The sequence below is a fragment of the Pseudomonas sp. KH_017 genome (assembly GCF_057840285.1).
This window is the reverse complement of sequence record NZ_CM174509.1, coordinates 2875577-2902306: the sequence shown is the minus strand read 5'-3', so window position 1 is coordinate 2902306 and position 26730 is coordinate 2875577. Positions and strand designations below refer to the sequence as shown.

General features: G+C 51.1%; 23 protein-coding genes, 1 tRNA gene and 3 pseudogenes. 11 read left to right on the top strand and 16 right to left on the bottom strand.

All coding sequences use genetic code 11. From position 1 onward, the window contains the following. Positions 1–804: 804 nt before the first annotated feature. From AC3IT6_RS13200 to AC3IT6_RS13190, 3 genes are read left to right on the top strand one after another with little or no spacing between them, the layout of a single operon-like run. The gene (locus AC3IT6_RS13200) at positions 805–2025 is read left to right on the top strand and encodes an SIR2 family protein (RefSeq protein WP_489356080.1); all 1221 of its coding nucleotides are present in this window, start codon (positions 805–807) and stop codon (positions 2023–2025) included. Then, the gene (locus AC3IT6_RS13195) at positions 2025–3896 is read left to right on the top strand and encodes an ATP-binding protein (RefSeq protein ID WP_489356078.1); all 1872 of its coding nucleotides are present in this window, start codon (positions 2025–2027) and stop codon (positions 3894–3896) included. The genes AC3IT6_RS13200 and AC3IT6_RS13195 overlap by 1 nt, the downstream gene beginning before the upstream one ends. Positions 3897–3904: 8 nt before the next feature. Next, entirely contained in the window at positions 3905–4114 is a 210-nt protein-coding gene (locus AC3IT6_RS13190) for a KTSC domain-containing protein (protein WP_080274897.1), read from the top strand. Between the two features lie 311 nt (positions 4115–4425). On the opposite strand, the pseudogene AC3IT6_RS13185 reads toward AC3IT6_RS13190, so the two are convergent. Together AC3IT6_RS13185 and AC3IT6_RS13180 are read right to left on the bottom strand one after the other, a co-directional pair. After that, positions 4426–4943 (bottom strand): annotated as a pseudogene (locus AC3IT6_RS13185) (isochorismatase family protein). A gap of 227 nt (positions 4944–5170) precedes the next feature. Continuing rightward, a pseudogene (locus tag AC3IT6_RS13180) lies at positions 5171–5307 on the bottom strand (IS5/IS1182 family transposase); the annotation flags it as partial. Between the two features lie 216 nt (positions 5308–5523). Here AC3IT6_RS13180 and AC3IT6_RS13175 point away from each other — a divergent pair. After that, complete coding sequence (locus AC3IT6_RS13175) at positions 5524–6588, top strand: restriction endonuclease (protein WP_489356075.1); 1065 nt, start codon at positions 5524–5526, stop codon at positions 6586–6588. A 456-nt stretch (positions 6589–7044) separates the two neighbouring features. After that, entirely contained in the window at positions 7045–7791 is a 747-nt protein-coding gene (locus tag AC3IT6_RS13170; RefSeq protein WP_489356073.1) for a GIY-YIG nuclease family protein, read from the top strand. 291 nt (positions 7792–8082) lie between these two features. Here AC3IT6_RS13170 and AC3IT6_RS13165 read toward each other — a convergent pair whose 3' ends face one another. From AC3IT6_RS13165 to AC3IT6_RS13135, 7 genes are all read right to left on the bottom strand, one after another. Then, positions 8083–8436 (bottom strand): HNH endonuclease, encoded by a 354-nt coding sequence (locus AC3IT6_RS13165; RefSeq protein ID WP_489356071.1) that lies wholly within the window; start codon positions 8434–8436, stop codon positions 8083–8085. A gap of 256 nt (positions 8437–8692) precedes the next feature. Continuing rightward, complete coding sequence (locus AC3IT6_RS13160) at positions 8693–8983, bottom strand: hypothetical protein (protein ID WP_489356069.1); 291 nt, start codon at positions 8981–8983, stop codon at positions 8693–8695. Then, positions 8983–11457, bottom strand: a complete 2475-nt coding sequence (locus AC3IT6_RS13155) for a toprim domain-containing protein (RefSeq protein ID WP_489356067.1) — start codon at positions 11455–11457, stop codon at positions 8983–8985. The genes AC3IT6_RS13160 and AC3IT6_RS13155 overlap by 1 nt, the downstream gene beginning before the upstream one ends. A 122-nt stretch (positions 11458–11579) precedes the next feature. Continuing rightward, entirely contained in the window at positions 11580–11801 is a 222-nt protein-coding gene (locus AC3IT6_RS13150) for a helix-turn-helix transcriptional regulator (RefSeq protein ID WP_007899974.1), read from the bottom strand. Positions 11802–11873: 72 nt separating this feature from the next. Further along, the gene (locus AC3IT6_RS13145; protein ID WP_223487422.1) at positions 11874–12539 is read right to left on the bottom strand and encodes a hypothetical protein; all 666 of its coding nucleotides are present in this window, start codon (positions 12537–12539) and stop codon (positions 11874–11876) included. Further along, the gene (locus AC3IT6_RS13140; RefSeq protein WP_489356064.1) at positions 12530–13849 is read right to left on the bottom strand and encodes a tyrosine-type recombinase/integrase; all 1320 of its coding nucleotides are present in this window, start codon (positions 13847–13849) and stop codon (positions 12530–12532) included. Before AC3IT6_RS13140 ends, AC3IT6_RS13145 begins: the two co-directional genes overlap by 10 nt. 160 nt (positions 13850–14009) lie before the next feature. Further along, positions 14010–14096, bottom strand: a tRNA-Leu gene (locus AC3IT6_RS13135). A gap of 537 nt (positions 14097–14633) precedes the next feature. Here AC3IT6_RS13135 and AC3IT6_RS13130 point away from each other — a divergent pair. From AC3IT6_RS13130 to AC3IT6_RS13120, 3 genes are all read left to right on the top strand, one after another. Beyond that, complete coding sequence (locus AC3IT6_RS13130) at positions 14634–14804, top strand: hypothetical protein (RefSeq protein ID WP_489356702.1); 171 nt, start codon at positions 14634–14636, stop codon at positions 14802–14804. 230 nt (positions 14805–15034) lie between these two features. Next, positions 15035–15856, top strand: coding sequence for a hypothetical protein (locus AC3IT6_RS13125; protein ID WP_489356062.1), 822 nt, complete (start codon positions 15035–15037; stop codon positions 15854–15856). 50 nt (positions 15857–15906) lie between these two features. After that, on the top strand, positions 15907–16194 hold the full coding sequence (locus AC3IT6_RS13120; protein ID WP_489356060.1) for a hypothetical protein: 288 nt from the start codon (positions 15907–15909) through the stop codon (positions 16192–16194). A 646-nt stretch (positions 16195–16840) separates the two neighbouring features. On the opposite strand, the gene AC3IT6_RS13115 is transcribed toward AC3IT6_RS13120, so the two are convergent. Beyond that, complete coding sequence (locus tag AC3IT6_RS13115; RefSeq protein ID WP_489356058.1) at positions 16841–17878, bottom strand: hypothetical protein; 1038 nt, start codon at positions 17876–17878, stop codon at positions 16841–16843. 226 nt (positions 17879–18104) lie between these two features. Between AC3IT6_RS13115 and AC3IT6_RS13110 the strand changes: the two genes are divergently transcribed. Both AC3IT6_RS13110 and AC3IT6_RS13105 read left to right on the top strand, forming a co-directional pair. Beyond that, the gene (locus AC3IT6_RS13110) at positions 18105–18575 is read left to right on the top strand and encodes a hypothetical protein (RefSeq protein ID WP_489356056.1); all 471 of its coding nucleotides are present in this window, start codon (positions 18105–18107) and stop codon (positions 18573–18575) included. A gap of 1271 nt (positions 18576–19846) precedes the next feature. Next, entirely contained in the window at positions 19847–20524 is a 678-nt protein-coding gene (locus AC3IT6_RS13105; protein WP_489356054.1) for a hypothetical protein, read from the top strand. A 368-nt stretch (positions 20525–20892) separates the two neighbouring features. On the opposite strand, the gene AC3IT6_RS13100 is transcribed toward AC3IT6_RS13105, so the two are convergent. The 5 genes and pseudogenes from AC3IT6_RS13100 to AC3IT6_RS13080 form a co-directional block, all read right to left on the bottom strand. Beyond that, positions 20893–21270, bottom strand: coding sequence for a DUF6232 family protein (locus AC3IT6_RS13100; protein ID WP_489356052.1), 378 nt, complete (start codon positions 21268–21270; stop codon positions 20893–20895). Between the two features lie 168 nt (positions 21271–21438). Next, positions 21439–22233 (bottom strand): DNA adenine methylase, encoded by a 795-nt coding sequence (locus AC3IT6_RS13095; protein WP_489356050.1) that lies wholly within the window; start codon positions 22231–22233, stop codon positions 21439–21441. Positions 22234–22383: 150 nt separating this feature from the next. After that, positions 22384–22926, bottom strand: coding sequence for a lysis protein (locus tag AC3IT6_RS13090; protein ID WP_489356048.1), 543 nt, complete (start codon positions 22924–22926; stop codon positions 22384–22386). After that, positions 22908–23471 (bottom strand): glycoside hydrolase family 19 protein, encoded by a 564-nt coding sequence (locus AC3IT6_RS13085; RefSeq protein WP_489356046.1) that lies wholly within the window; start codon positions 23469–23471, stop codon positions 22908–22910. The genes AC3IT6_RS13090 and AC3IT6_RS13085 overlap by 19 nt, the downstream gene beginning before the upstream one ends. Before the next feature lie 40 nt (positions 23472–23511). Beyond that, a pseudogene (locus tag AC3IT6_RS13080) lies at positions 23512–24045 on the bottom strand (phage late control D family protein); the annotation flags it as partial. On the opposite strand from AC3IT6_RS13080, the gene AC3IT6_RS13075 reads away from it, so the two are divergent. Further along, on the top strand, positions 23941–24687 hold the full coding sequence (locus AC3IT6_RS13075) for a tyrosine-type recombinase/integrase (protein ID WP_489356044.1): 747 nt from the start codon (positions 23941–23943) through the stop codon (positions 24685–24687). The pseudogene AC3IT6_RS13080 and the gene AC3IT6_RS13075 sit on opposite strands and share 105 nt — an antisense overlap. Before the next feature lie 208 nt (positions 24688–24895). Here the strand turns inward: AC3IT6_RS13075 and AC3IT6_RS13070 are convergent, their stop codons facing one another. Continuing rightward, entirely contained in the window at positions 24896–26467 is a 1572-nt protein-coding gene (locus AC3IT6_RS13070) for an SNIPE associated domain-containing protein (protein WP_489356042.1), read from the bottom strand. Between the last annotated feature and the right edge of the window lie 263 nt (positions 26468–26730).

Sequence of the window (26730 nt, the reverse complement as noted above, 5' to 3'; positions counted from 1 at the left end):
TCAACCTTTTCCCAGGATTTAAGCATTTCACTTGCGGATTGGCTGATGGCCTCATCGCTCGAGCCTCACGTGCGCCTTCGAGCACGCCCGGTGCGTGTACAGATGACTCCCATCTCCGCCCCCCCGATCCTCGGCTTAACATCCTTCCCTTGCTCCGCTCAAAGTCCTGAGAGCCCCCCATAGACTCTGGCCGAAGTTTATCTTTGCCAAGACTGGCTAACAACCAGACATACTCCCTGATGGAAGAAATGGGCAGGGAGTGTCCGCGTTGGGTCGTTTCCAGTCCTTCGCGACAGGCAGAAAGCGGCCAGAAGCAGTCTGTGAACTTCGACTTGCCACCTGAACTACTAACGAGTTTGAGGTTGGAGATTGGTAACAAGCTGAGCATTGAGGTAATTGATGGCGCGATAGTTTTCAGGCCTGCGTGCACCTCATCCCCGACACCGTGTACCAACGTTAAGCGCTTTACTCGCCTTTATGCAGGCTTTGGCGAGGCGGCACGTGGCCAGTTCAGACTATCGATGATAGCCGTGCCTTTGAAGGTGATTTCTTCCATCTTCAGGGGGTGTAACCCTGTTCTAGACACCTCCTAAGTCGCCCAGGCGCCAATCAGTTCGCGCGTTCGCGCATTCATGACCGAGTTTATAGCCCGTCGTAGGTGGCATTCAGCCATAAAAGCGCTTGTATCAATTTTGGCTGCCTGCTAGGTTCAGCCTATGCAGGGAATCATCAGGCGGGAAGCCAATGTTACGCCCATCTGAAATGTGACCAGCCAAAACACCTATGTCAGAGGGGAACGGTTACATGGAAGGCTTTCATGATCCTATTAGGCATTTAAAATATCTTCGTCAATCTTTATCACAAGATAATGAATCAATCGGCTTTTTTTTATCTGCGGGATGCCCTCTCTCAGTAAGCATGCCAACAGATGAATGGCCATTAATCCCTGACGTAGCAAACCTTACAAAATTCATTAACAGCCAGCTAATTGAAGACGCTCAATATAAAATTCTTTTGACTGAGTTAGTTAAGGCAGAACGAAACTCTGAAAATATAGAGGACACCCTAAGCTTCTTAAGAAGTCTCTTAACTGTATCCAAAGGCGGAGACGTTAGAGGATTAAGCGAGACGAGTCTTTTAGACCTTGAGAAAAAAATCTGCAAGATTATTGTTAAAAAAATTGATGTATTACTTCCAAGCCAAGACACTCCTTATCACCAACTGTGCAAATGGATACGTTCTATAGACAGGAAAGCCCCCGTCGAAATATTTACCACGAATTACGACTTGCTTATGGAACAATCACTTGAGGATCTTGAAGTCGAGTATTTCGATGGATTCGTGGGTGCCCGAAGATCGTTTTTTGACTTGCGAGCTCTAGAAGACAATCTAATACCCGTTCACTGGTCTAGACTTTGGAAAATTCACGGATCAATTAACTGGTACAAAGAAGAAATATCTGGCCAGAAGAAAGTCTATCGATCTTCAGAAATAAAGGAGGATGCGTCCCACCTGATCTACCCTTCACACTTGAAGTATGAAGAAAGCCGGAAGATGCCTTATCTTGCACTCATAGATCAGCTAAATAGATTCATTCGTAAAAAATCTTCATTACTCATAATGTCAGGCTACTCATTTAATGATGGTCATTTAAATGACACCATAATAAACGCTCTAAAAGCAAACCCTACCGCGATGGTGCTAGCGCTGATGTATGGAAATTTCGAAGATCAGCTTCCTGGCGGGATTGCGAAAGAAAAGTACCCTGAGGCATATCGATTAGCAAAAAACCAGCACAACCTAAATATTTGGACATTCAACAAGGCCATTATTGGTACAAACCCAGGGCGGTGGTCTCTATTTCCTGAAAACGACGATGCTGACGTGGATATCAGGGCGTTTATTACTTCGTCCAAGGTTGATGACACATCAGACAAGACAGAGAACATTATCAAACTTGGTGACTTTGCTGTCTTTACGAGCTTTTTGAAAAGGATAATCGGCTCAACAGCAGGGGGAAGTTAATGGCTAGCAAGGAAACCTACTTGGGCGATGTCCAAGATGTAAACGGGACGGCGGTTAGCATTTCATTATCAAAACAATCATTGACAGGCTTCATTTATATAGACGGCCAAGGATATAGGGTCGGACAGATCGGTAGTTTCGTGAGAATACCTATAGGCTTTTCTGATTTATTCGGAATTGTCAGTCAAGTAGGCGCAAGCGCTGTACCAGAAAATAAAACCAGCATCGACGATCAAAGTAATAGATGGATGAGAATCCAGCTTGTCGGTGAGGGTCAACGAAATGGCTCATTTCAAAGAGGTCTATCACAGTACCCCACCATTGGGGATGAGGTACACTTAGTATCCGAAAAGGAGCTAAAAACAATTTATGGCCGTCCAGATCGACCCTACTTCGTAAAGTTAGGGCATATCTCAAACGCTGAATCTATACCGGCCTTGATTGATATTAATAAGCTTGTCACTCGTCACTCCGCTATCGTTGGTACGACAGGATCTGGTAAGTCCACAACGGTAGCAAGCATTATGAATGCACTATCCGACACTGAAAAATACCCTTCTTCGCGAATTATTATGCTCGACTTACATGGGGAGTATGGTTCTGCCCTTAAAGACAAGGCTGACATCTTCAAAATTAACTCATTTAAGTCGTCTAAACTCGCAGAAAGCGAGCTACGAATTCCATTCTGGGCGTTAAATTTTGATGAGCTTTGCGAAGTTAGCTTTGGCGAGTTCAGCAACGAGAAAGAAAAAAATGTTGTTATGGAGCGAGTCCATAAACTAAAAGCCGAGTCAATCGCCAAATATCCAAGAGCTGGCGCATCCCTTGATTCGGTTAGCGTTGACTCCCCTATTCCTTTTAGTATTCACCACCTGTGGTATGACCTTTTCATCGAGACATTTGCAACTTACTACAAAGGCCGCTCCGGAAAGCCTATGGATAATCTTGCATTTGAACTTGACCCCGCCGGCAATGAACTAAGAGGAAATCCCGCTACAGGGATACCTCCAATATTTAAGAACATCGTTACCGAGGCCAATGAGGAGAAAATCAACTATCTACCAGGCTCATTGAACATCGGGAAAAATGTTCTGCTACTCGGCACAAAACTCCGAATACCTAGGTATGACTTTATATTTCGTCCCGGCGATTGGATGCCGGAAGCAGACGGTGCAGTAGTTACTGATCTAGATGCATTACTTGAGAGCTGGATTGGCGGAAAATCAATTTCTATCTTGGATTTATCTGGCGTGCCCCCAGACATATTGCAAACTACCATAGGGGCGGTACTAAGGATACTGTATGAAGCTCTTTTTTGGGCGAGAAACCTATCTCAAGGCGGCAGGCACCGTCCTTTATTAATTGTCATGGAGGAAGCGCATATATATCTCAATGATAGTTTCAAGGGCATGGCTTCTAAAATTGTGCAGCGGATAGTAAAAGAGGGGCGAAAATACGGTATCGGCGCAATGATCGTCAGCCAACGTCCGTCTGAAATAGACCCTACAATTCTATCTCAGTGCGGGACTTTTTTTGCCCTTAGATTGACCAATTCGACAGATCGCGCGCACATCACATCCGCACTCTCAGATAATCTTGACGGACTAACTAGTATGCTGCCCATCTTGAGGACCGGGGAAGCGATCATCTTAGGCGAGGCGGTAAAACTTCCTATGAGGACGTCTATTCTAGCCCCGCCGAAAAATCGACGACCAGACAGCCAAGACCCTATAGTTTACGATGAGCTTCCTATGGATGAATCTCTTTCTCCAGGTGGATGGGGTATAAAAATGGAGGATAATCCTAACTATGAAGAACTAGTAGAAACATGGCGAGCTCAGAATCCTCGAATTGATAAAATAAAACCTTAGGAGTAATTATGGAACGAAGCCCGGTGTCATCTTCAAACGTAGAGTCTGTAGGCTATGACGAAGATAGTGAGACTTTAGAGGTAGAGTTTAAAAATGGTACGCTTTACCAATACTTCGATGTACCACAAAGCGCCTTCAACGGGTTGGTAAACGCCGACTCGGTTGGAGGTTATCTCGCCGAGAATATTAAAGGCGTATACAGATATTCTCGCGTTTGAACAAGCTTCACAAATGGAGTGGATTTCTCGATCTGACAGCACGCGGACATCCACTCTAGCAGTGAGCTTTCCCCACGCCCCAGCAGAAATATTCGTCCTTCATCCTTGGACACTCTGCTCCTCCGCTTCACCGCGGGCATTGCGCGCAGCGTCGCGCGCGTAACGTTAGCAATATGCAGGTGCTGTGAATCGCCCTTAATTTTGTAGGCGGCGATTGACTGCTTTTGGCCGAATACTGCCTGTTGCAACGGGCTGAAACCGACCCAAAACGGACAGATCAAGCCTGTCTCAGATGGATCTGTCGATGCCGGTCAGAAACACCAGTCCTCAGCGAGTACGACACGACAGAAGGGGGCCGCCAAGGTCGCATTATGATGAGCGACAGTATTTTCGGCCTTCAGCGCAGGGGTATCGGTGCAGGTATGCCCATCGGCGATCAGCACTGCATCGAATCCAAGATCTCGTGCGGCACGGCAGGTGCTGTCGACACAATACAGGGCCTTCATTCCGGCAATAACCACGCCCTGAGATCCACAAGCCTATAGCTGATCCGCCAGGTCAGTCGTGGCGAAGGCATTGGGTCGGCTTTTTTCGAAGATCACTTCACCGCCTTGTAGCAACAGTTCCTGCACCAATTGTGTCAATGGCTTCCTGACTCGATAGGCGAGCCAGGCGGACCGATATGGCGAGCAAGAAAAATTGGCGCGCCCGCACGCCGGGCTTTGCTCAATAGACTATTCAAAGTGTTTAGCAGCGCTTCGCCAGCCCATGGTTTATCCGGACCATGAAACAACCCAACCTGCATATCGAGAATCAACGGTGCATACATAGTGCTTTTCCTTGTGTTGGGACCAGCGACACAAGGGCAAAAGAAAAGGCCCTATCCATCACTGGCGGGCCTTTGAAGTTCGTGTGTTATTGGCTCACGACACCTCTCACGACCCGCCTCGGGCGGTCGTGGTAGTCGTGGTCAAGGCAATTCGTGGCTTATTCATGAAGTTGACAGTGTCTGCACGGTATCTGGTTGGCGAGTGCGCGCGACCTGCGTGAGGGATATTTCATGTATCGACTTTGGAGGCCCGCTTCTAACCTCTTCCACCGCACCACCTGATCCATCTCGATCAGGAACAACTCCTTGCGGTCTGCTTGCGCCTGCCGGGGTACCCGGCGTCGGCGAAGGTCACCTGCTTCATCGGGAAACTCATGCAACGGGATCGGTGTTTTTCACCAGATTCGGAAGTCTTTTTCAGGAATCCGAGCCCTCGAAGAGATAGGCGGGAGCCCCCGGATACTACCGTCCCTCTGCAGACCCTGCTTTTTTGGGCCATGCTTACCCTATCAAACGCTTAGATTAACTATACAAGCACAAAAAGTAACATCTAATGTAAAAATAGATAAGGATGACAGTAATGGTGATAGATATTGAGGGTTTTATATCGGTTTACTCTAAAATTTCAGACAACTTCAGAGTTGACCAAGATCAATTTTTTGCATATTGGAACACCATTCCATGGAATACGCCGTCACTAAATAATTTGAGCAGAGAGCCATACGTATACACAAAAGATCTCGACGGATATGATGCGGTCGGCGACGATCCTCTTAAAGATGACACTGTCAAAGAAATAAATAAATACTCAAAAAAATATGGACTAAAAGTTAAAGCAAGCTCAGAAGACTCAATAGAAGAAATTGAGATGAAGGTTTTGGAATTTTCAAGACAGCTTCTCGAGAGCGACAAAAACATAGAAGGAGTGGAGTTTAATAAAATCATAAACAAGGAATATTTCGAGAAGTGGTATTCAATCCCGGCAAGCGCTGATTTTGTTTCGTCGATCACCCGAAAAGAACTCTCCGAATGCTCAGCACGTATCTGCGACGAAATACATGACATATACAAAGTAATATCAGGTCTAGAGCACCCAATAAAGCAGATCACAGAAAACAGGCACCACATAATGAGCTTGTTTTCTGGCAGGAAAATAAGACTAATTAATGGGGAGTTCGATACAAGCCTAGTAAAAAGAGCTACGAGCAAAAACCTTGGCTTTAAATACACAAAACATACCAATACATACTTTATATGCAGACTAATCGAGCTAATAATTAACGAAGAAGAGCGAACCCTAAGCAAAGCCCAAGAGAGCCACCAAAGCAGCTATCTAAAGGGGGCAGAGTTTGAGATGGAAGTATACAGAATATATAAGTCACTCGGTTATGATGTTGTAATAACAAGCGCCACTGGCGATTTTGGCGTTGATATAATCGCAAAGTCAAACTCGGAAAAGATAGGAGTTCAGTGCAAAAACCTCTCCTCACCTGTTGGGGTTGATGCAGTAATGCAAATTCACTCTGGAGGAAAATTTTACGACTGCACCCGCTACTGTATTATAACAACAAAGGGATACACTGATGCGGCAGAGGAAATGGCAAACAAACTCGGGGTGGAGATACTAGTCCATAGAAAGATGTAAGCCCCAAGGAGTGGCTACAAAAACCGAGGAAAAAAATCGGCTGAATATTCCTTTTTGCTCACTAGGAACGCCCCCCCAAAAAAAACCATAAAATAATTAACTTAGGTAGCGGGCCGCAATGATAAGAAACCACTTAAATATTTTTATTTTGGCCTGTAGGAATATTTATAAGCTCTTTCCACCGCTGGCGTGGAAGTCCGAGCGAAAGAACCTCATCTGACCCGCATTGGCCGGTAACACGCCTCGCGCAGGGCAGGACTTAAATTTCGTGAATGTTGTTCGCCAGACCAATGACGTTGTCGAACAGAGAAAGATAACGCAATGATCACAGCCAGATGGAGTACCAATGTCGCCCAGGGGCGTTAAAAACTTTGGCTAGGTTTCTGGTGCTGTACCCCATGGCTCAACAAACCTTGTTACCATTAGGTTCCAATCAGAGCCGAGTGGAACCAAGGGATGGGACAGGACTTTACAGCACTATATCGGCACTTTGATGCCGAAAAGCGACTGCTCTACGTGGGTATATCACTGAGCGCCTCGCGCAGGCTTTCTCAGCACATGCGTGACTCAAAGTGGGCGCGCACTATTACCTCCATCGAGATCGAACACTTTGAGACCAGGAGCCAGGCGGTTGAAGCAGAGCAGCGTGCAATCGTAGACGAAAAGCCGCTGTGGAACGTGCTTCACAACTTGGCCGAAGCTGCCCAAAGCAGCCCTGCCTCCATTGGAAACACTCGAAAGCTCCGACCTGAAGAGGTGATGTTTGATTATGGTAATGTTGCCCGAAACATCGTGACTACCGGAGCGAAGGTCGAACAGATTCTGGAGTTGGTTACGAAGGCAAGAATTGACGGTTTGCTCGAAACCGACCGGTTCATTTCGCTCCGTTTAAAGATGCGTGAGGGGCTTGTCGCTGAAGATGTCGGCCTTGAGGAACTTTTCAATCTTCGAGCGCCGCGTCCTACCCCCTCCTCGGCTTTCCTGATGGTTACTGGCGTTTCGGCGTTCGAGCCCGGCCAAGTTGTCGATCAGGCCGAAATCACCCTGATTACACCGAAAGGGCTTGCAGACAGCTGCCGAGAATTCCTGAAGAGGAGTGAGCGTTATGCGGCGGTCTACCAGTCAGAAGTGCTTCCGGCAATCCATCAGTTCAAGAATGCGTATCTGAAAATAGAGAAACTGAAATCCTCGAATTTTCTCTGATTGTCGGGTCAAAGCTCGACTCAAACCGAGGTGTCCCGTTCCCATCGTAAGATGCTGGCTCTGGTTCAGCTCGGCGCAACGCGGCTCCTGAGTACACAGAATTTAGTGAGTAGCATCGACCGGTTGAACCCATAGACGATTGTTGCCCTTCCCGAGGTTTATTACTGGTTGTGAGCGGCCTTTTTTTGGAGGGCGCCTTTTGGCCGATTTCTGCCTGTCGCCACCATCAGCTTTGGGTCGGGATCGGCTCCCGATAAACGCATTCCAGAGCAGCCAAGGCCATCTTGGTGATCAGAACAAATAGGTACCTGCTGGAAGCGGGTGCCAGCCACCTTTGCTCAGCCGCTTCTCCACTAGAGCCTTGTACTCCTGCGGCTCAGGCGCGTCCTTAAGCTTATGACGGCGCTGATTGCACCGCTGGCAGGCAGCAGCAATATTGGACTGGGTATCTCTTCCGCCATCCTGCCTGGCAACCAGATGCTCGGCTGTGCACTGGAAGTGCCTAGCCTGCCGAAGGGAAAGGCCATGGCGGCGGGCGAAGGCCTCAGGAGTATCGCGCCACATCTGGAAGCCGCAGTAATAGCAGCGGCCACCTTGGCGATCGAACGCAGCGAAACGATGTTTGATAACAGATTTATGGGCCATGGCGGCCTCCTGTATGAAAGTGGAGGTCCGCGGCGCCTAATAAGGCAAGAACGGTACCAGTCGAATCACTCGAACCGGCCCAACATCGCCCCCTTAAGGGAACGACAAGAGTAAATCTATGCCAAAACCAAAGCAGTGATCAAGTAGTCTGGAGGCAACCTGAACTGGTCAAGTATTCCCGGACACCCATGCAGGCGAAATCATCACCAATCAACTGCGTAAAAGAATAAAGCCCGGTAGTTATCCGGGCTAAACGTTACTCTATCTTCGCATTAGGCCATCGCGTTCGGGCTTCAACCAAGGCTTCGGCATGAGTCATCGGCTCACCGATCATTGTGAAGGGACCGTACCCTGTCACGGACACTGTCCAGTGACTGCGGCGGGCTTCACCATCGCTGGCCGCCACTTCGACCATCAGCTCCAAACGGTGCAACTTGATGTAGCGACGCTCCTCCTGTGTCAGCCTCCTGGATGGCGAAACGAATAAGCGGGTACCCACCACCTTGGCACTGAACCCGCGATCCTGGAGATAGTCGATAACTCCCATCAGAAGGCCTCCGCGTCGGATTCATCGAAGGCCATGTCCTGCGAAGTACTGGTGGTGTCGGGGGATAGTTGCCGACTCGAAGTCCTGCAAGTCCCAATGTCCTGCTCGGGGTGATCGTCTGGCAGGACATCAGGACTTGCAGGACATTGCTTCGATAACTTTCTCCCGATACCCCATTTCACCGTCCCCCCAGATTTACCCAGGGACTTGCACTCGATGCCTATCTGCCGAAGAGCGGGAGCAGCACGTCGCAGGGCGTCCCCTAGCCCCTTAGCGGAACGGGGCCACGAATCGCAGCCGGTTGGACGGTACTGTTCCAGGGCTCGCAGAATATCCTTTGCCGGGGCGGTCACGCCGTGCGGACGCGCCTCGACCAGTTCCACTACGGCGGCAGCTACCGGACTAGCGTCAATGGTGCGAGCCAGACTTTCCTGCCGACTGGCTTTGAACTCGCGCAGGAAGTCCTCGGGCTCATGACCTGCTGCGGCGGCGACAGCCATACCGAGGCGAGCAAATTCAACCAGCCGCGGACGATCGTCGGCGGGGATTTGCATCTGCGGCAACAACTCCAGCGCCTTGGCGAAAATATCCAGCAGCGCCCCCAGCAAACACGGACGCTCGGCTTCGTACTCCCGCCAAAGGTCTGTTACTTCCAGCCGCTCGCTGATGACCGGCGTCTCGATGGTGATCGTTCTGTCCACCAGATCTTGCGCCGTGACTGCCGCAGATATGCCGTTCAGCACGACGGGGCGCTTCACGCTGATAACACTTTCGTCGGCATCCGAGTACAGCTTGCGCTTGGCAAAGCCGCCTCCGGTTGCCAATACGCACATGGCATCCTGAGTTGCTGCGGGCAAGTGCGAGACGTTCTCCAGGCTCACTACCGCACACACACCAGCAGAAACGAATAGGTCCTCCGACGACCTCGGAGCACTGCGCAAAGGGCAGGAATTCGGATCAATGAGCTGGCGCAGCGCTGTTTGTGTCGTGCTCTTCGCACTACCCTGCTCGCCCAGCAGCTCCAGCACTGGATAAGGCGTATCAGGACGCAGGCATTCGATCAGCCAAGCCAGGGCCAGCAGACGGGAGCCGTGCGGGATGTTCGCCACGTGCCAAAGTTGCTCGATCGATCCACCTGGAACTGGAGCTGGAATCGGCTGCATGGATTCAGGTCGAACGAACATGGCCTCGGGTGACTCGGCGATCTCCCACTTACCCGGCCGAATGCGAACCGCTCGGCTACTGCCTGGTACAGCCAGGTCGAGAAAGTAATCACCAGCGGCACCAGCAGTGCGCAGGTGTACCTCCTGACAGTCTCCATGGAATCGGCCGAGGCCGCTCAGGGTGCCCAGCGCCTCCCGGACCGATTGATCTCGGGGCGCCTTTCCACTGTCCGAGTAAAATCCGGCGACCAGTGCATCTCGGAACTGGCGTGCGGCTAGATTACGCACTTCGCCCGTCGTACGATCCCGGGCGAAGACGTCCTTGTTTTCATCGTGGAACAGCTCGAAGCGTTGCTCCACGAACTTCACCAGTAGAGACGCCTGGCTCTGCTTTTCCTCGGCATCATCACCGGGCTCGAAGTGCTCCTCGACTGGCTGCTGATCGTCGTCCTCGAACTGGTGATTGCAGGGAGCATCCACCATTTGCAGCAGTTGCTCGACGGTGCCGCCCGCGTCCAGCCAGTCGGATACGTCGCCCTTCGGCAGCAGCCCTGGGAGGCTCAGTACGCGAACTTCTGCCTCGGCCTGACTCAGTGCCCGACAAACCTTGTCGGCGTGTTGACGTCCCGGCTCGTCGTTATCCGCCAGAATCACTACGTGGCGGCGCGCGAAATGTTTGTTGAGCGCATTAGGCCACTTGCCAGCGCCGCCGGCGTTGCAGGTTGCGACCAACCCCAGTGACTCCAGGCGCAATACGTCCTTCTCGCCCTCCACGACAAACACTGGCGTATCCCACGGCGTGTCCAGCAATTGCGGCAGACGGTAGGGAACCTGACGCACCCCCTTCACTGACCACATCCAGCCGCCTTTTCCGTCCGGGCGGCGCTGGCGAAAGGCCTTTGGTTCGTAGCGGACAACTTGAAACAGATCGTTGCCGTCTTCGTCTGTGTAGTCATACCAAGCCGACATGCGACGGCTGGCCGGTAGGACATCAGGACTTCCAGGACATGGTGCCGGCTGCTTTTCTTTTAAGCCTTGCTGCTCAAGCCAGCCCATTTGCTCGGCCCGACTTGTGATGCCGGTTTGCCAGGCTATCAAATCCAATACGCCTCCACCGCGCCCGTCTTCGTGCGAGTGCCATACCCCCTTTTCCAGATCAACGGATAAAGAGCCATGCGCTCCGAATCGAAGCTCGGTCGGCTTGCTCATTGCGGGATTTGGCTCGCCAAGAAGGTACCGGGCTACTGGCCCAATCATGGATTTCAGCCAAGCCGATCCCGTCGGCGCATTGGCGCCGTTTTGACTTTTCATGGGTTACACCCCGAGCTGCTTGGCTTTGCGCCAGGACCAGAGAGAAGAAGACTGGGAGGAATCAGCGTGCAGGGCGGCCATTACGCGAAACTTCCAGGACGCTGTAAGCGATGATGAATGGCTCATACTGCATCCCTCGCTTCGATCTTGGCGCGCAGCCATGCATCCACCTCAGCCACGACGTAATACGCAGCAGCCTGGCGGGTGTCGCCGTCTTTGATCGGCTTCGGGAAGGTCGGGTCTTTCTTGCGGAGTTTGTCTAGGCCGGAGCGGGACAGGTCCAGCCATTGACAGAGCGCTGGCTGACGGATAAGAGCTTTCGGGGGAATTGTTACTGGTTGCATTTGTGCGCCTCCGTATCGGTACGGAGCCATTTTTGTTGAACCCCCGATTGCTGTCGCAGTGCTCAAAAGAGATTAGTTAGAGGCTTTTTTCCCCCCTTTTTTTGCACGTCGGATCAATTTTTCATATTCAACAACGTCCTCTGGCACCTCGACTCCTGCGGCAACGAGAAGCTCTCGGGCGAGCGCCGCAGCTCTGCGTTTGGTCATCTTCACTAAGGACGACTGCCGCAGCTTGTCCGCGGTATCAGCCAAAAAATCATCTCGCGGATACTTCGGCTTCACGCCACGAATAGTTGGAGCCTGCTCCAGTTTTTGCTCGGTAATGCTCAGAGCATCGGATACCGCGGCGGCCTTCGTCGTAAAGTCAGAAAGTAAACCGCCGCTGAAAAAGCACCCATGGTTACGCCAGCAGGCATCGTTGATGTAACCCTCGGCGAAAGGAGGGAGACTGTTTAGCCACCGGACCGCTTCCTGAAGATAAATTTGCGCCTGCTGTACATGTCGAATTTCTTCGTGGCGCGCCGGTCCTTTTTCCGTTTCGCTGATGACCGCTCTGTAGGACCCAAGCCTTTGCTTGAACCATTCCTGAAGATCGACGTCGTGATGTTCGGCCAAGTCAGCGATAATTGCCTGCGCAGCATCAGACAGGCTTTCATCGACCAAATCACCTGTACCCCACTCGGGTTTATTGTCGAATACTGGAAGTGCCTTTGATCGCTTGCCCCTTTTTATTGCCATGCTTGTAGCCCCCTCTCGACGCTCACCACATCGGTGTTCTGGTGCGCAAAATCATAGGGCGTGATGTGCTTTTTCCGGTTGGCGTCCAAGTAGTCAGCCCACCACGTCATCATCCGTCGGCGCTCTTCCAAGTGCTCAGCCTTGTGGATGTAGGCCGCGCGCACACCGTTGCGCTCTTGGTGGCTCATTTGCCGCTCAACCGCGTCACGCGACCATAGGCCGGACTCGACCAACGCGGAACAGGCCATAGTGCGGAAACCGTGCCCGCAAACCTCTATCTTGGTGTCGTATCCCATGCGGCGCAGTGACTTGTTTACGGTGTTCTCCGACATTGGCCGCCAGTGGTAGTGATCTCCTGGCAGCACCAGCTCAAAACGACCGCTCAGCCGACGTATCTGTTCCAGCACCTCAAGCGTCTGGCGTGACAACGGGACAAGGTGCGGAGTCCCCATCTTGGCTCCTCGGTGCGACCTCTTGACACCCTCGATTGGTGCCCGTTCGCCGGGAATCGTCCACATGCTCCGGGTAAAGTCGAACTCCGACCAGCGAGCAAAACGCAGCTCACTAGAACGAATGAACACCAGTAAAGCTAGGCTTACAGCAAGACAGGTAAGCGGTCGTCCGGTGTCAGCCTCGCAGCGTTGCAACAACTCCGGCAACCGCTCAAGGGGCAAGGCCGGGCGGTGTTTGGTCTTGCGGGTGGCAGTCCCCCCCACCAGATCAAGCGCCGGGTTGTATTCGATGAAATTGCGCTGAACGGCGATTCGCATGATTCCGGCGATGCGCTGACGCAGTCGCCCAACCACATCAAGCGCGCCGCGCTTCTCTACTGCCTTCAGACAGGCCAGCAGGTCGCGGGTTTTCAGGTCGGATACGGGGCGTTTGCCCAGCATGGGGAAAAGATCAACCTCAATCTCTTTCAGCACCCTGACCGCGTGATCCTTCGACCATTTGCCGGCCATGCTGGCGTGCCATTCCAGGGCCAGCGCCTCAAAGGTGTTCCCCGCCTCATTGGCCGCCTCGATCTTTGCTTGCTTAGCGCTCTCGATGGGGTCTTGGCCATGCGCCAGCAACTCGAGTGCATCGGCTCGACGCGCGCGGGCGGCTTTCAGACCGAGAGCCGGGTAGTTGCCGAACGTTGCCAGACCAGGCTTACCGCTTGGCTTTTTATACTTGAAGCGCCAGACCTTGGTGCCGGTGGCCCTTACAAGCAAAAAAAGCCCTTGCCCGTCGAACAGGGTGTAGTCCTTTGCGCGGGGTTTGGCGGCCTCGCATTTGGGGTCAGTAAGGGGGGTTACGGTGCGCGCCATAGGTATACGCCTCGATATCGAACCGATATATACCTAAACGTATACCTAAATCGTGGGGCTGTACAGGAACATACGGGGATATTCAGACACAAAAAAACCGGCTACAAGGCCGGTTTCTCTAGGTTTCAGATGTTTACGGGAACATCTGAAATCATACTATTGGTGCCCGAAGCCGGAATCGAACCGGCACGCCCTTACGAGCGGGGGATTTTAAGTCCCATGCGTCTACCAGTTTCGCCATTCGGGCGGTAGCGCGGTGAAGCGTCCAGGTTTTGCCAAATAACGATCTGGCAGTTCTGACGCTTGTGCAGCAGAGGTGGAAATATATACATCCCGCCCCAGTGAAGCAAGTTCGCAAATACCCTTTTCAAGACTAAATCTTGCAGGCTACTGCAAATAAAAAAGCTCCGTAAATCATAGATCTACGGAGCTTGTTTATTAGTGGAGGCCGAGGTCGGAATCGAACCGGCGTAGGCGGATTTGCAATCCACCCACAAAGCTAAGTAGATCAATAGGTTAGCACGCCGTGTGTTCCGCAAGCTACTGATTTTAAACGAGCTGCGTCCAGCGGTTTTCAAGGGGCGGGTTTTGAGTTGCGGAACCATTTTCCGGCGCAAAACGCACTCAACCTCATCAAGATTTTCTTGGGACGATGACAGAAAACAGAGAGCCATCGGCAAAGCATCCGCTTTGGGGTCTGATTGCGCGGACCTCAAGGAGTTTGCACGTACCGTTGCAACGCAATTTTCGACGGTTACGCTGAGGTATCCACAGAGGATTCGCGATGCCTGACTCAGACCTGCTCCCTTCCCTGCTGTTCAAGATCACCCAAAATCAACTCGCTCTAGAAGCTGCCATCATGGAACTCACCAGCTGGGTCGAGCAGCAGGGAGCCGCAGATGTTGCCGAAAACGTGCGCGGCGACCTGGATCCGGCATTCGCCTGGCGGAGGTAGATGTCCGGCCGGTATGTCATACGCCAGTTCGCTGACCGGCTATCCTGAAAAACTGAGGCGCATGGTCTTGAATAAGACCTTGGTGTTTTATTTTTTCAGGAGGTTGCTATGCAGGAAAACTCTACCGGAGGCTCATCAAGTAAAGGACTATCACCGTCCCTTGAGGTTCTTTACAACCGCAACAACGCTAGCCGCACCTTTTAATGGGAACCTCACAAAGGAGTTGAGCCATGAAAAATATACTCCTCTTTTTTTTGGGAACGCTCGTGCTGGCTTTGGGGGCTACAACTTTTATGTTGTACACCGCTCCGAATGAAAATTTATTTTCCAGCCTGATTAACAACCTGTCTAGAGTTACGAAGGAAGCTCCATTAGAAAAAAACTTCAGCGGGCAAATATTTATTGTGACGCGTGGGGGCGACAGCATCCCACTTGGAGGAGTGATTGTTGGCTTCTATACCCTAGACCAGATCCAAGACTATAAACGCAACATGTACACCTCGATTGGTGCGGAGGTGGCTCGACTAGCTCCAGTGTTTGAAAAAAAGCACAGCGAAGAGACCGAAGCTTCTTATGCCTTCGCAAAATCCTACAAGGCTTCACTTGATGTACGCGAAAGGGCCGCTAGTATTTGGAGTAAGAAGAAACGCGAACGACAAGCTGTTTATTATGAGCTTCTTTATAAAACAGATGTCGCGACATTCGCGTCGGCTTTGCCTCGGCCCTCCATCACCACGCAGACTGATGTAAGCGGAAAATTCAGCATTGCATTGGCAACCGAAGAGCCTCTGGTGGCAGCAGCATGTGCTTCGCGCCAGATAGGTAAACAGACAGAAAACTACTGCTGGTTCATCTATATGGACGGCAGCGGAGAAATTCTAATGAATAATCACAATATGTTAGGCATGAATTCTGCTGATTCGTTTTTTCCCGTGTCAATTCTCCCCATGAACTGTGGCGATGATCTCGAATGTTCTTCTTATGTGAGTGATATGAAACATGTGTACTCTCCATTTTTTCCTGAGTCGATGAAGCAAGACACTTCCAAATAGTCAGCTAGCCTACTGCTTGTCCCTTAACCTGAACGTTAGGAGTCTACCCCATGAAGAAACTTTCTCAGTACACAGCAATAGCACTTTGCCTTATCACAAACCTAGCATTCGCGGTGAATGGCAATGACTGGAGTGTGGCCCCATCATCAAGCAAACATGAGGAAATGCAGCGAATTTTAAGAAACATTGAATCAAATGGCTGTAAGGTTACCTATTCTCCCAGCTATTACGTTCGGCAACTTGACGACTTCTACTCAACCCCTGCAACAAGGAATATTGAGCTTTCTAAAGCAATAGGATTAATAGCAACGGGGGCGGGTGAAGTTTGGGATTGCTAGGCTTAGCATTTATCCTAACAAACGATTCAAAGTCGTTCGCTTCGCTCACTGGGACGGGCTAAAGCCCGCCCCTTAATCTAAACGTATTCAGGCGAGAAGTTGCACGTCTTACCACGGACTTGCCTAAAGAGGTGGTTATAGAAGCACTGAGACAAGAAGTCTCAGACCAGTATCAGGCCAACGTATTGCCAGCGATGCGCAGCCTCCGAGAGTCCCTTCGGGCTCAAAGTTGGGATGCTGGGCTCAACGGATTGCTAAAGGTTTCTTTTTCTCAGCAGCCCCGACCTCAGTGATAATCCTTGCAGGAATTCCAAGCACCGTCGCCTTACTTGCTGGCGCAGGGATCTCGAGCGCTACACCCTATGATGGATTAGAACACCTATTCCTGAATAGCTTATAAATAAAGGCTTGCAGAGAACCTAATTTTTCCGCGCACCACTTTCGTACCACTATCTATTCGCCGTCCGCACGTACCTGCCACCGCTAACAAGTTTTGTCGCCAGTGACTGCCGCCCCAACCCAGGCATTATCCACAGACACCAACACTACTTGCCAATTGTGCTGGAGTACAAACAAGAAAAACTCCTACAGCCACGCGTATCGCGGGCTGTAGGGCTGAACTGGTATTGCCCACTATCTTTCGCATTCAATGGAGCTCTTTGGAGTGTCTAAATTTTCTCCAGAGAAACCACGCACCACCAAAATAGGGAATCATTGCGACTCCATATAATAAATACCCCATCCAAGTTGACCAGCAAAGCTTGTAGTCAACACACAAGTCAAAGTCAGTTTGCAGACTTAACACCACAGGAGGTAAAAAAACCCCAAACAAAAGAATAAAACATGAAAACCCTCCTCCCAGCTTTGTTATATATTTTATGGGTAGTCTGCGACTCCATAGGTCCCGAACACTCAGGACATTAGTTAACACAGGAATAAATCTCATTGAATACTCATCCACAAGACCGAATAGATCCACTATTACCTGCTCCCCGTTAATCACATTCGCCGGAGAGTGCATAATAGACAAATCCATCCTCTTTAATTCTTCATCAGTCATATTTTTAGGATATACCGCTCTTCCCTCAGCAACCTGCTCAATCTTCCTCTGAGTATTTCTATCGTGCTGAATCGTCGAATATTTCCTAGCCAAAGCTAGTACTTTCTCACCACTAGTTTTTTTGTACCACTCAAGCTTAAACAACCTACTTCTGACTTCCGTCATTCGCTCAACGTCAAACTCTTTATTTTTAAGTTTCATTGCAGCGTCAGAAAAATTTAAACCTTTTATCTCACCATTGAACGGATAACAAATAAAGACATGAGCCAATAGAATCCACAATCTTTCAAACGCAATGACCACTTCATCATCGGCTGCCGCGGAACGAGTGTAGAATTTATCGACATACTCATCCGCTAATGATACGCACGCAGCGGCATGCATTATTTTTGAAGATTTAGTCCAATCAAGGTTGCCGTCCGGCAGGACTAGGCCTATCGAATCCGGCTTATAGTTTTTCGGAACAAGATTCAGCTTAGCTTTCTCCAAAACATCAGATAATCGATCCGACGCCTCATGAATTTTCTGCATCGCGTAAACACCGATTGCGCATAAAAATGCGCCAACGAAACCAATCAGCGTAGAATGGACTGAGGGCATCGCTTCAATTATAGAATAGGCCATGTGCAGCACCAAAAATGAATGGAGATCAAAATAATGGACCAATTCATCTTGAAATTATAGATGGCCTATACATTTTTGATTACGGTACTAGGGACCCTCCGAACAAGTATGGGGGACCAGTCAGTGGGGAACTCTACGGTGAGCCACAAGCCACGAGTTTGAAGGAAAAGCTTGGATCCGAGGCTGCATCCAGCGAGAATGTGGGCTCTCAGCAAGGAGCAATGGAATGAAGCTTCGCATCCCTAAAACTCTAGCCTTTCTGGCTTTCATCACCACTGCAAGCGCTGCAACCTCACCGCTTCCAGCCCAGATACTCTGTACCCCCGATGAACACCACCGCGCCGGCATCGAGAAACTCGACCTTCCAGGGTCTGCTGCTCATTTGTTCGAGTACGGCGGCAAGGTCACGATCACCAAGAGTGGCGACCAAACACACTTTTCATACGGGGAGGGGCAGGATTTCTACAATCTCAGAGAGAAGACTGCTTACTCAAAAGACTTCGTTGACATTCAGCACGACATTTTCCTGTACTCAGATCCTGGCTGGGCGGACAGCAGCGGCTTCTTGAGCCTGCGTGGTCAATTGGGAAGCGGATATTTCCACATCGATTGGACTAAGCAGCGCTATTACGGCTACACCCACGAGTTCGGGGCCATTCATTCTTACGCCGGATCATGCGCAGTGCTCAAGAAATGAAGCCCCAATTGCGATATCTCAAGCAAGTTAAGGATTCTCTGAACAAGTCCGCAGATGTGCTGAAATACGCCTGACCAATTGATCCGAGCTGCCCATGATTCGTCTCACTTCGCGCGCCCCTGAGGACCGCTCCAGACCATTAAAAGCAGCGTTTTCGTACTCCGCCTGAGGCAGGCTGCAGCCTGTGGCCGGACCGAAATTTCCATAATCCTTTCCCACCGATTATCATCGACCTTCGCGCTCTTATTATTAAGCTAACTAGCCGCTCAAAAAGAATTATGTTGGGCTTATATCCATCGACACCCCCCCGACGCAGCTAATTTTGCAGGCAGGCAATTTTTCAAAAAAGTTAGCCACCCTGACTGACAAATCTAATGATATTAAAACTATATGTATGTAAGCTTTTGATCGGCCTGCAACAACTTCAACCCGTCATAGCTAGCCAATGCGCCAACTACCTACCTGCTGGCCAACTAGGACAACTGCAAAAAATCCGTGCTAAAAACTGCAAACCCAGGCGAAAACCAACTAATCTTCTGCATTCTTAAACCAAGCGTTAGCTGCGACAATAATTGCCTGCCCAGCAATCTTGCCAAAAATACCCAGAATAAAAGTAACCAATATTTCTAGAAAACCTAAAGTCAGAGCTTTATTGACTACCAAGTTATCGAAATCTATCACCGCCGCTTGCATACCGGCGGGGAGCTCAGCGACTTCTTAACTTCAGACTCTATTTGCATCACTGCCTCAGGTGTAAGGTTCATTTATTTATCCTCTATCCTCTATCCTCTATCCTCTATCCTCTATCCTCTATCCTCTATACTCTATACTCTATACTCTATACTCTATACTCTATACTCTATACTCTATACTCTATACTCTATACTCTATACTCTATACTCTATACTCTATACCGGCTAGTGTTATAGGCACTTCATTATTCCTGCGCAAAGAATTATGGTTGCGAACCACTAAATAGCTAATTATCTTTTATAATCCTTGGCTATAAATTTCACGCTTTAATGAAGATCTGAAATAGCCACACATGGAATATATTTCGCTGCTGAAGAGTAGATGTGAGCACGACAGGTACCCAAAGACTAACGCCTTCATTTTCATCGATTTTTGAGATTTTTTCGGTTTCAGGCGATTTCAGAGGAAATGGCAAAACGGGATCTCTAGGTCTGATTTGATAAAGGGAGAGATCAGATACTAGCTATAGTTTGTTGACTACCTACCTTACAAACCAGTATCTGCAAAGGATCGTCAAAATGAGCGGTTTCATAAAGCAAATTGCTCTCGTTTCACAAACGCCGGATGTGTCCATCGGCGACGCCTTGAAGATATCCGCTGCACTTCAGAGGCAAGTATCGAGAGACTTCAGTCCGATATGGGATATCAATGCAACGGTCGATGCGTTCAAGCGGGTAGAAAATGTCCCAGATGGCTACTGGCACATCCTCATTCGCGACGATATCGACTACCCTGGCGCATTGAGGGTTCATCTAGATAGAAATGGACAACCTTATGCGCTTGTCGATGCAAGTGAGGGCACGCCAATTACATGCAGCCATGAACTACTGGAAATGCTTGTTGACCCGTTCGGTGACAGGATGATCAATTCCGACTCAATAAAACCCAACCAAGGTCGAGTTAGATACCTGGTGGAGGTTTGTGACCCCAGCGAGTTGCCCGAGTTTGGATACGATGTAAACGGTATACGCCTTTCCGATTTTCATACTCCAAATTACTTTGATCCGGTCGCTTCATCTGGCACCAGGTACAGTTTCACAGGAGCAATTAAGGCCCCTAGGGCTATCTTAGCTGGCTTGAACCACAAACAGGCCTTTGGTGGCAGGCGAAATACCACGGCGACGAAGTGGAATTTAAAGGCCCATTCGACTGGCAGCGAGAGGATGGGAAAAGCTGGCGCGAAACGGTGGACATGAACACATTCGAATGCCGCAAGAAGTTACAAGGAGCGAAATTGTCCGTCGCAAGAAACGCGTCAAGCTTATTTTTCTCAATGGCGATCGAATCAGCTTCGACAGCAGGCTCGTTGACATTGATGGAGGACGTCCAAAAATTAATTTAAAGCAGAGAACCCTAGCAGTGGGACGGCGGCGTCGTCATTACCATTCGAAGGGCCCTGACTGATGCAGTGGTCAACTAATTTCGACACCTCGATAGATGCATTCTCCACCTATCGAGGCGCCTGGGAAAACTAGACCACTACACAAAGTGATTGAGCCAAAAAATCGTAGCCCGTCCCCGATTCCCCCAGCCCCTGCCTGACTTCTATTGATCCAGCCAGTGCCTATCCACGATGAATTATTGAGTCATTCAGCGCGGCGACCACCCTTAAGATCCAAGATAGATCAGCATCCTGCAAAGCCTGCTGCTCTCCCGACGAGGTGGTAAGTACAATTGTGTAGATGGTTTTTTGTATGAAGAACCAAGCTAGGCCTGCAACAACCAGAGCTACTGAAATGGCATTAATTCCTTTGTTATACCCAAGAAACACTCCGATGGTGATGAGCACTATTGGGCCAGCACGGTTTGGATTGACTTGAGAGGCTTTTACTGCCGTCACGCCACTCATCGCAAAGGTCTTTTGCCCAGGCAGAATGAACCGACTGTTGGTAACTTTTACCTCTCGCTCGTCGAAAAAAACTTTTTCTTGCTGAATTTCCATTGCTTCTCCTTTCACAAAATTTGCGATCAATGGGTTCAAAAAAGTCAACCGGAACTCGCCAAAATGGCAAATAGCCACTCCATGTTAGTCGGTTGATTGCAAAAAACGCTAGCGGCTATCAGCCTCCACCTTGATACATAGGTTTTTGCAGCGCATCCCCTAAAAAAATCAGAATAATCCTCCCAACGCTGCCGGCTCCCAGTTCATGATCACCAACTCTCCGCTCACCTCGGCCTTACCTTGCCGTTGGTTAGTATTAGAGTAGCGAATGTCCAGGATTTCAAAGTAAAAACCCTCAAACACGCGTCGGATGTCCGGGTGATCGTTGATACTGACCATCACTTTGCCTTTGCAACGACGCATGAAATAGGCCATTCGCTCGTAATTCTCGAACGGAAAGTCCACACCATAGCCGGCGGTCTGCCAGTAAGGCGGGTCCATGTAATGGAAGGTATGCGCACGGTCGTAGCGCTCCGCGCATTCCAGCCAAGGAAGGTTTTCGACGTAGGTACCGGACAGACGTTGCCAGGCGGCAGAGAGGTTTTCTTCGATCCGCAACAGGTTGATCGCTGGGCCGGTAGTGGCGGTGCCAAACGTCTGCCCGGTGACCTTGCCGGCGAAGGCATGGTGCTGCAGGTAGAAAAAACGTGCGGCGCGCTGGATGTCTGTGAGGGTTTCGGGGCGGGTCATCTTCTGCCACTCGAATACCTGGCGCGAGCTGAGCGCCCATTTGAACTGGCGCACGAACTCTTCAAGGTGGTTCTGCACGACGCGGTATAGCGAGACCAGGTCCCCATTGATGTCGTTTAGGACCTCAACCGGTGCTGCCTGGGGCCGCATGAAGTAGAGCGCGGCACCGCCGGCAAAGACTTCGACGTAGCATTCGTGAGGCGGAAAAAGCGGGATGAGACGATCGGCCAGGCGGCGTTTGCCGCCCATCCAGGGAATGATGGGTGTAGACATTGAGAGCAAGACCTTTACTGTATGGATAAACAGGTGCTAGGCTCGCCGCGCTTTGTGCACGGAGCAAGAGCCTTGGCTGGACTTGCAGGGACAATCTGCAGGGACGGCGGTCGGGTTGGATGTTGACGCATCCACCCCGGCCGCTCTTTTTCACTTCGGTGTTGAGACTTCTTTGGCATAGGCCTGACAGGCCGCCAAGGCGATCAGTCCTTGGTCACCGGCATCGGTGATGCCGATAATTCGTTGAGCATGCGCTGGGTCAAGTTGGGCTCTTGCGGAGCCATGAACCACGCCGCCGGGTGCGGTGGTGGCTGACACTGTGCAGCCGCTGGCTGAATCGGTGGCGTCGAGTAGGACTGACAGGCGCACATCAGCAGTGGCAAGGCGGTCGCGCTGGCGACCTTGATCACGTTGGGCATCGCTCATGGCTCGGTAATGGGTTTGTTCGCTGACTGAAAGCCGCTGCTCCAGGACCAGACGTTTGTCCTGTTCGGTGCGCTGTTGTGCGGCCGAGGCCAAGGCCAATTGATTGAGAGTGTCGGTGTGCAGCCGGGCCTGTTCCGCGAGTTGCTTTCCGTAGCGCCAATCTTGAACCTGCCAGGCCAACGCGGCAGAACCGCCAGCCAATACGGCCAGCGATGCTCCGATGACGAACAGCCGATAGGGTGCCGGAATCAAGTCGATGAGACGCATAGCACTGCCCTCGCCCGCTCCCACAGCTGCAGTCGATCAGGCAGGCCATTGAGGCCGCCGTTGATCTTGCGGGTAATCGCTTCGAACTCATCCTTATCGGCCAGAGCATTCAGCCCGCGCCCCCACCAGAACCAGGCCGCTGACTCAGCCGCCCATTGCGGTGACTCGAGCAATTCAGGGGTGCGCAGCAATCGCTCGTCACCGAACAGCGCCAAGCTGCAGCGCTGGTAGTTGCTGTGGCCGGTGATCTGGATCAGGCCGCGACCGCGATAGCGCTGGCCATCTCCGTCCCCATCAGGCGTGTTGCCCAGTTTTACCGCCAGGTTGCCGGTGTCGTACTTGCTCAGGTACTGCTCACCACCCAGCTCGCGGACGTACTGCAGTTGGCCCGACTCGTGACCCACTTGGGCCAGGAACGCCGCTTGGCGCTTCGGTGTATTGATTTGCCGGTGGGCCATGGCGGCATTTAGAGCGGATACAAAAACGCCCGTTTGGCGGTGGGCGTTGGGCATGATGCGTTGTAGCTGTTGCTCATTTAGGGACATACACGCTCCAGACGAAAAAACCGCACGGCGGCGGTCGTTGTTATTGCGGGGTTAGCGTCTCGACCTTCAGAGGTTGAGCCGCCTTCTTCTTTTTCTTGCCTCGTGCTTTGGCCTTGCCCTGCTTGCCTCCGTTGCACTCGACCGTGGTCGACCAGCCGGCCTGGGTGTAAACCTGCTCTACCGAATCCACCAGGTATTCACCATCAAGTCCGACCTTGAAGCCCTGGGCATTGATCGAGCGCTCGGCGAACAAGTCCGTGCGCCCTGGCATTTCCAGCCGCACCCCGGCGCCTGATCGGTTGAAGGCCGTCAGACGCGCCTGGGCCGCTTGCCCGGCAGCTGTCTTGTTGGGGTAGATATGCCGATCGGTATGCACCGCCGGCAGTCCATCGGGCACGTCGTCGTTGTTCAAGCTGACAACCGCTAACTTTCCGGTTTTCTTGTCTTGGTGTTTGGTGGCCACCGCTTTGTGCGCATTGCGATCGCCCAGACGGAATTGCCAACGGCTGACGTCGCCGCGAGTGATCGTGACCATGCCGAAAGCTTTGCCGCTTGCGCTCTGTCCGCCTTGGCGCACATGTTCACCATTGCACGGGAGTGGGGCCTCACCGACAAGGCAAACCCTTGCTTTGGCGTCAGACGCAATAAAGAAAAACCCCGGGACTACTACGCTGGAGAAACCGTGCGGAATGCGGTTTACGCTGAGGCCGTCCAGGAACTCAAAGACGCAATGGACCTGGCCTACCTCACCGGACAACGTCCAGCGGACGTGCTGAAAACAGCCGCAACAGATTTGAACAACGGTTTTTTGATGGTCGGCCAAGGCAAAACAGAAAAGCGCCTGCGCATTAGCCTGGCAGACGACGGCGCCCAATCCAAATTGAGCATCTTCATTGAAGCCCTGCTTGAGCGAAAATCGATCAACGAAATAAAGACCTCGACACTTATAACCAACGCCTCGGGCCTCAGAATGAGCCAGCAGATGCTACGCTATCGGTGGGACGAAGCCAGACAGACAGCGGCTATCAAGGCCTCCGCCAATGGCGACTCCTTGCAGGCTGCCAGTATTCGAGAGTTTCAGTTTCGAGATATCCGCCCCAAAGCGGCCAGTGAAATCGAGTTGGACCATGCAAGTCGATTGCTGGGACATTCTAAGGAAGAGATGACGAAGAAAGTGTATCGACGTGTTGGTGAAATCGTAAAACCCACGAAATGAAGGAAATGTATTTCAAAGGGGTCGGTAGGTTGCTAGCCCTTAGGAACTGGGATACCGGTGCTCAGCGGCGGTTTTAGGTCGAATGCGGCCGCGGGACATTCCATTGAGATTGCAGTGCGTGAATAGGGATTCCCCTATTCACGCAGGTTAGGACGGCCACCGGCCATTAAATAGAAGTCGATACGCACACGCTTAGGTGACCAAGGCGTTAGGCTGAAGCCAATGCTTCCTCCTCCGAATGCTCAATCGCCTCCTCTACTTCTAGCTGATGTTGCGTCCATTCTGCAGCGATTGCAGGGTTTTCCAGAATTTGCAGCTCTATCCGCTGGGTCTCTTTGTATTCAAGAGCCTTTGCGCTCATCGTCCAAAGAGTTTCTACGCCCAAGTCTTCAAACTCGGCACGGATTGCTGGCAGCCCGATTCGGAAGAATTCTTTTCTTGGATTGACCTTGTTGACTTGTTCGCGCAAGAAGTGCCGGTGAAGTTTTTTCTCGAGGCCTGGTGCATCGTCGCTGAAGATCATTGCATGTACATCGAATTCGAACGGGACACTTGCGTCGCCGAGCTCACGTATGCGATCAAGCGGTTCCAATCGGCGTGTCATCCCGATCTTGAAGACTTGCTCGCCGAAAGAGCCAACGTTGGAAATGACATAGACATGGCCTGCGCGAGTTTGCTGCGCCATGGAAAGTGCACGCTGATTCTTCTCTTGAGCAGCCTGCAATTGTTCTTGCAGCATAGCCAAACGAGATTCAAATTCCGCACGTTCTGCAGCGGTTGCAGCCGCTACCTGCTCTTGGGCTTTCTCGAGCGCTTTGCGAAGGTTGGATTCTTCTTTGGCTGCATCCTTGATTGCCCGTTCATACTCGCGGCGAGCTTTCTCTTCTTCCCGGATTCGCTCACGCAGTTGACGCTGTTCTTCTCGCTCCTGGTCTTTTAGCAGTTTCGCCGTAACAGCCCAGCGCAACTCTTCCAAGCGAGACCTAAGGTATTCATCGGTTATCCTGGCGTTGCGGAATGGCGCACCATTGAGATTTACCAATGCCGCAGCGTCGCGAACTTCTTGTTCGAGCTTTCCGTGGTTGTCTGATTTTGAGCGCGAAAGGATCGAGTCGACTTTACCGTTGAAAGCGTCCACCACAAATCGTAACGCGGTCTCGCGGCGATTGGTTTCGACATAATCGCAGGCGGCCGCCCTACCAGTTTTGACCATGAGTCGCGTGAACTCCCGGGCTTCTTTTAGCTTTTGACCTGCTTCGGTGAAGCCAAACTCTTCAGCGAGATCATCCAGAAGGTTGTACGTCGGGACGATGTAGCCATCACCGTAACCTTCTATTATGTTTCTCATCGCCTGAGCCGCTTCAGCGTAATGCTTGGCTTTGCCCATGGCCTCAAGGGCATCGCCCGCCATCTCTTGCGCTCGTTCTTGGGCGCCTGCGATTATTTTCTCTGCATCAGCGATCGCTTGGGTCAATCGGTTTTCTGCTTGATCCACCTTCGACTGAGCTTGCTGCAGTAATCGGCTACGCTCCGTTTTGGTATCACCGAGGATCCGGACCGCCTCGGCTTCAACATCCACAATATCCTTGAAACGCTCCAACTCCCTCAGCTTCTGCTGCAGTTGTTGCCGCAACGCAGCAACCTCTTGCTCGGTTGACTTCAAGTCGTTCTGTCGTGAAGTCAGCTCCATTTTCAGCTGACTTATAAGTCCCTTTGCTTTCGTAGTTTTTATCAAAAGAACGAATGCTGTTATGCCCGCGATTAAAGCCAGTAGCTCCATGAGCTGCGATCCCTGCCTGATATCAAAGTGCGGATCGTACATTGCCACAATAGCTATACGCCACCACCCTGATGCCTTCGGTCAACTTACATTTGTCACGAAATTCTCTGTTGAGCCAGTTTTCGGTCAGCGTCAACAGTGTGATCGATTTGAGTCGATTTCTTCCCTTTACAAACGTCAGCTATGGGCCAGTTGCGGAACACCAGTCAAAAATTGCGGAACACATCACTTTCCTGCGAGCAATAAAAAACCCCGTAGATCAC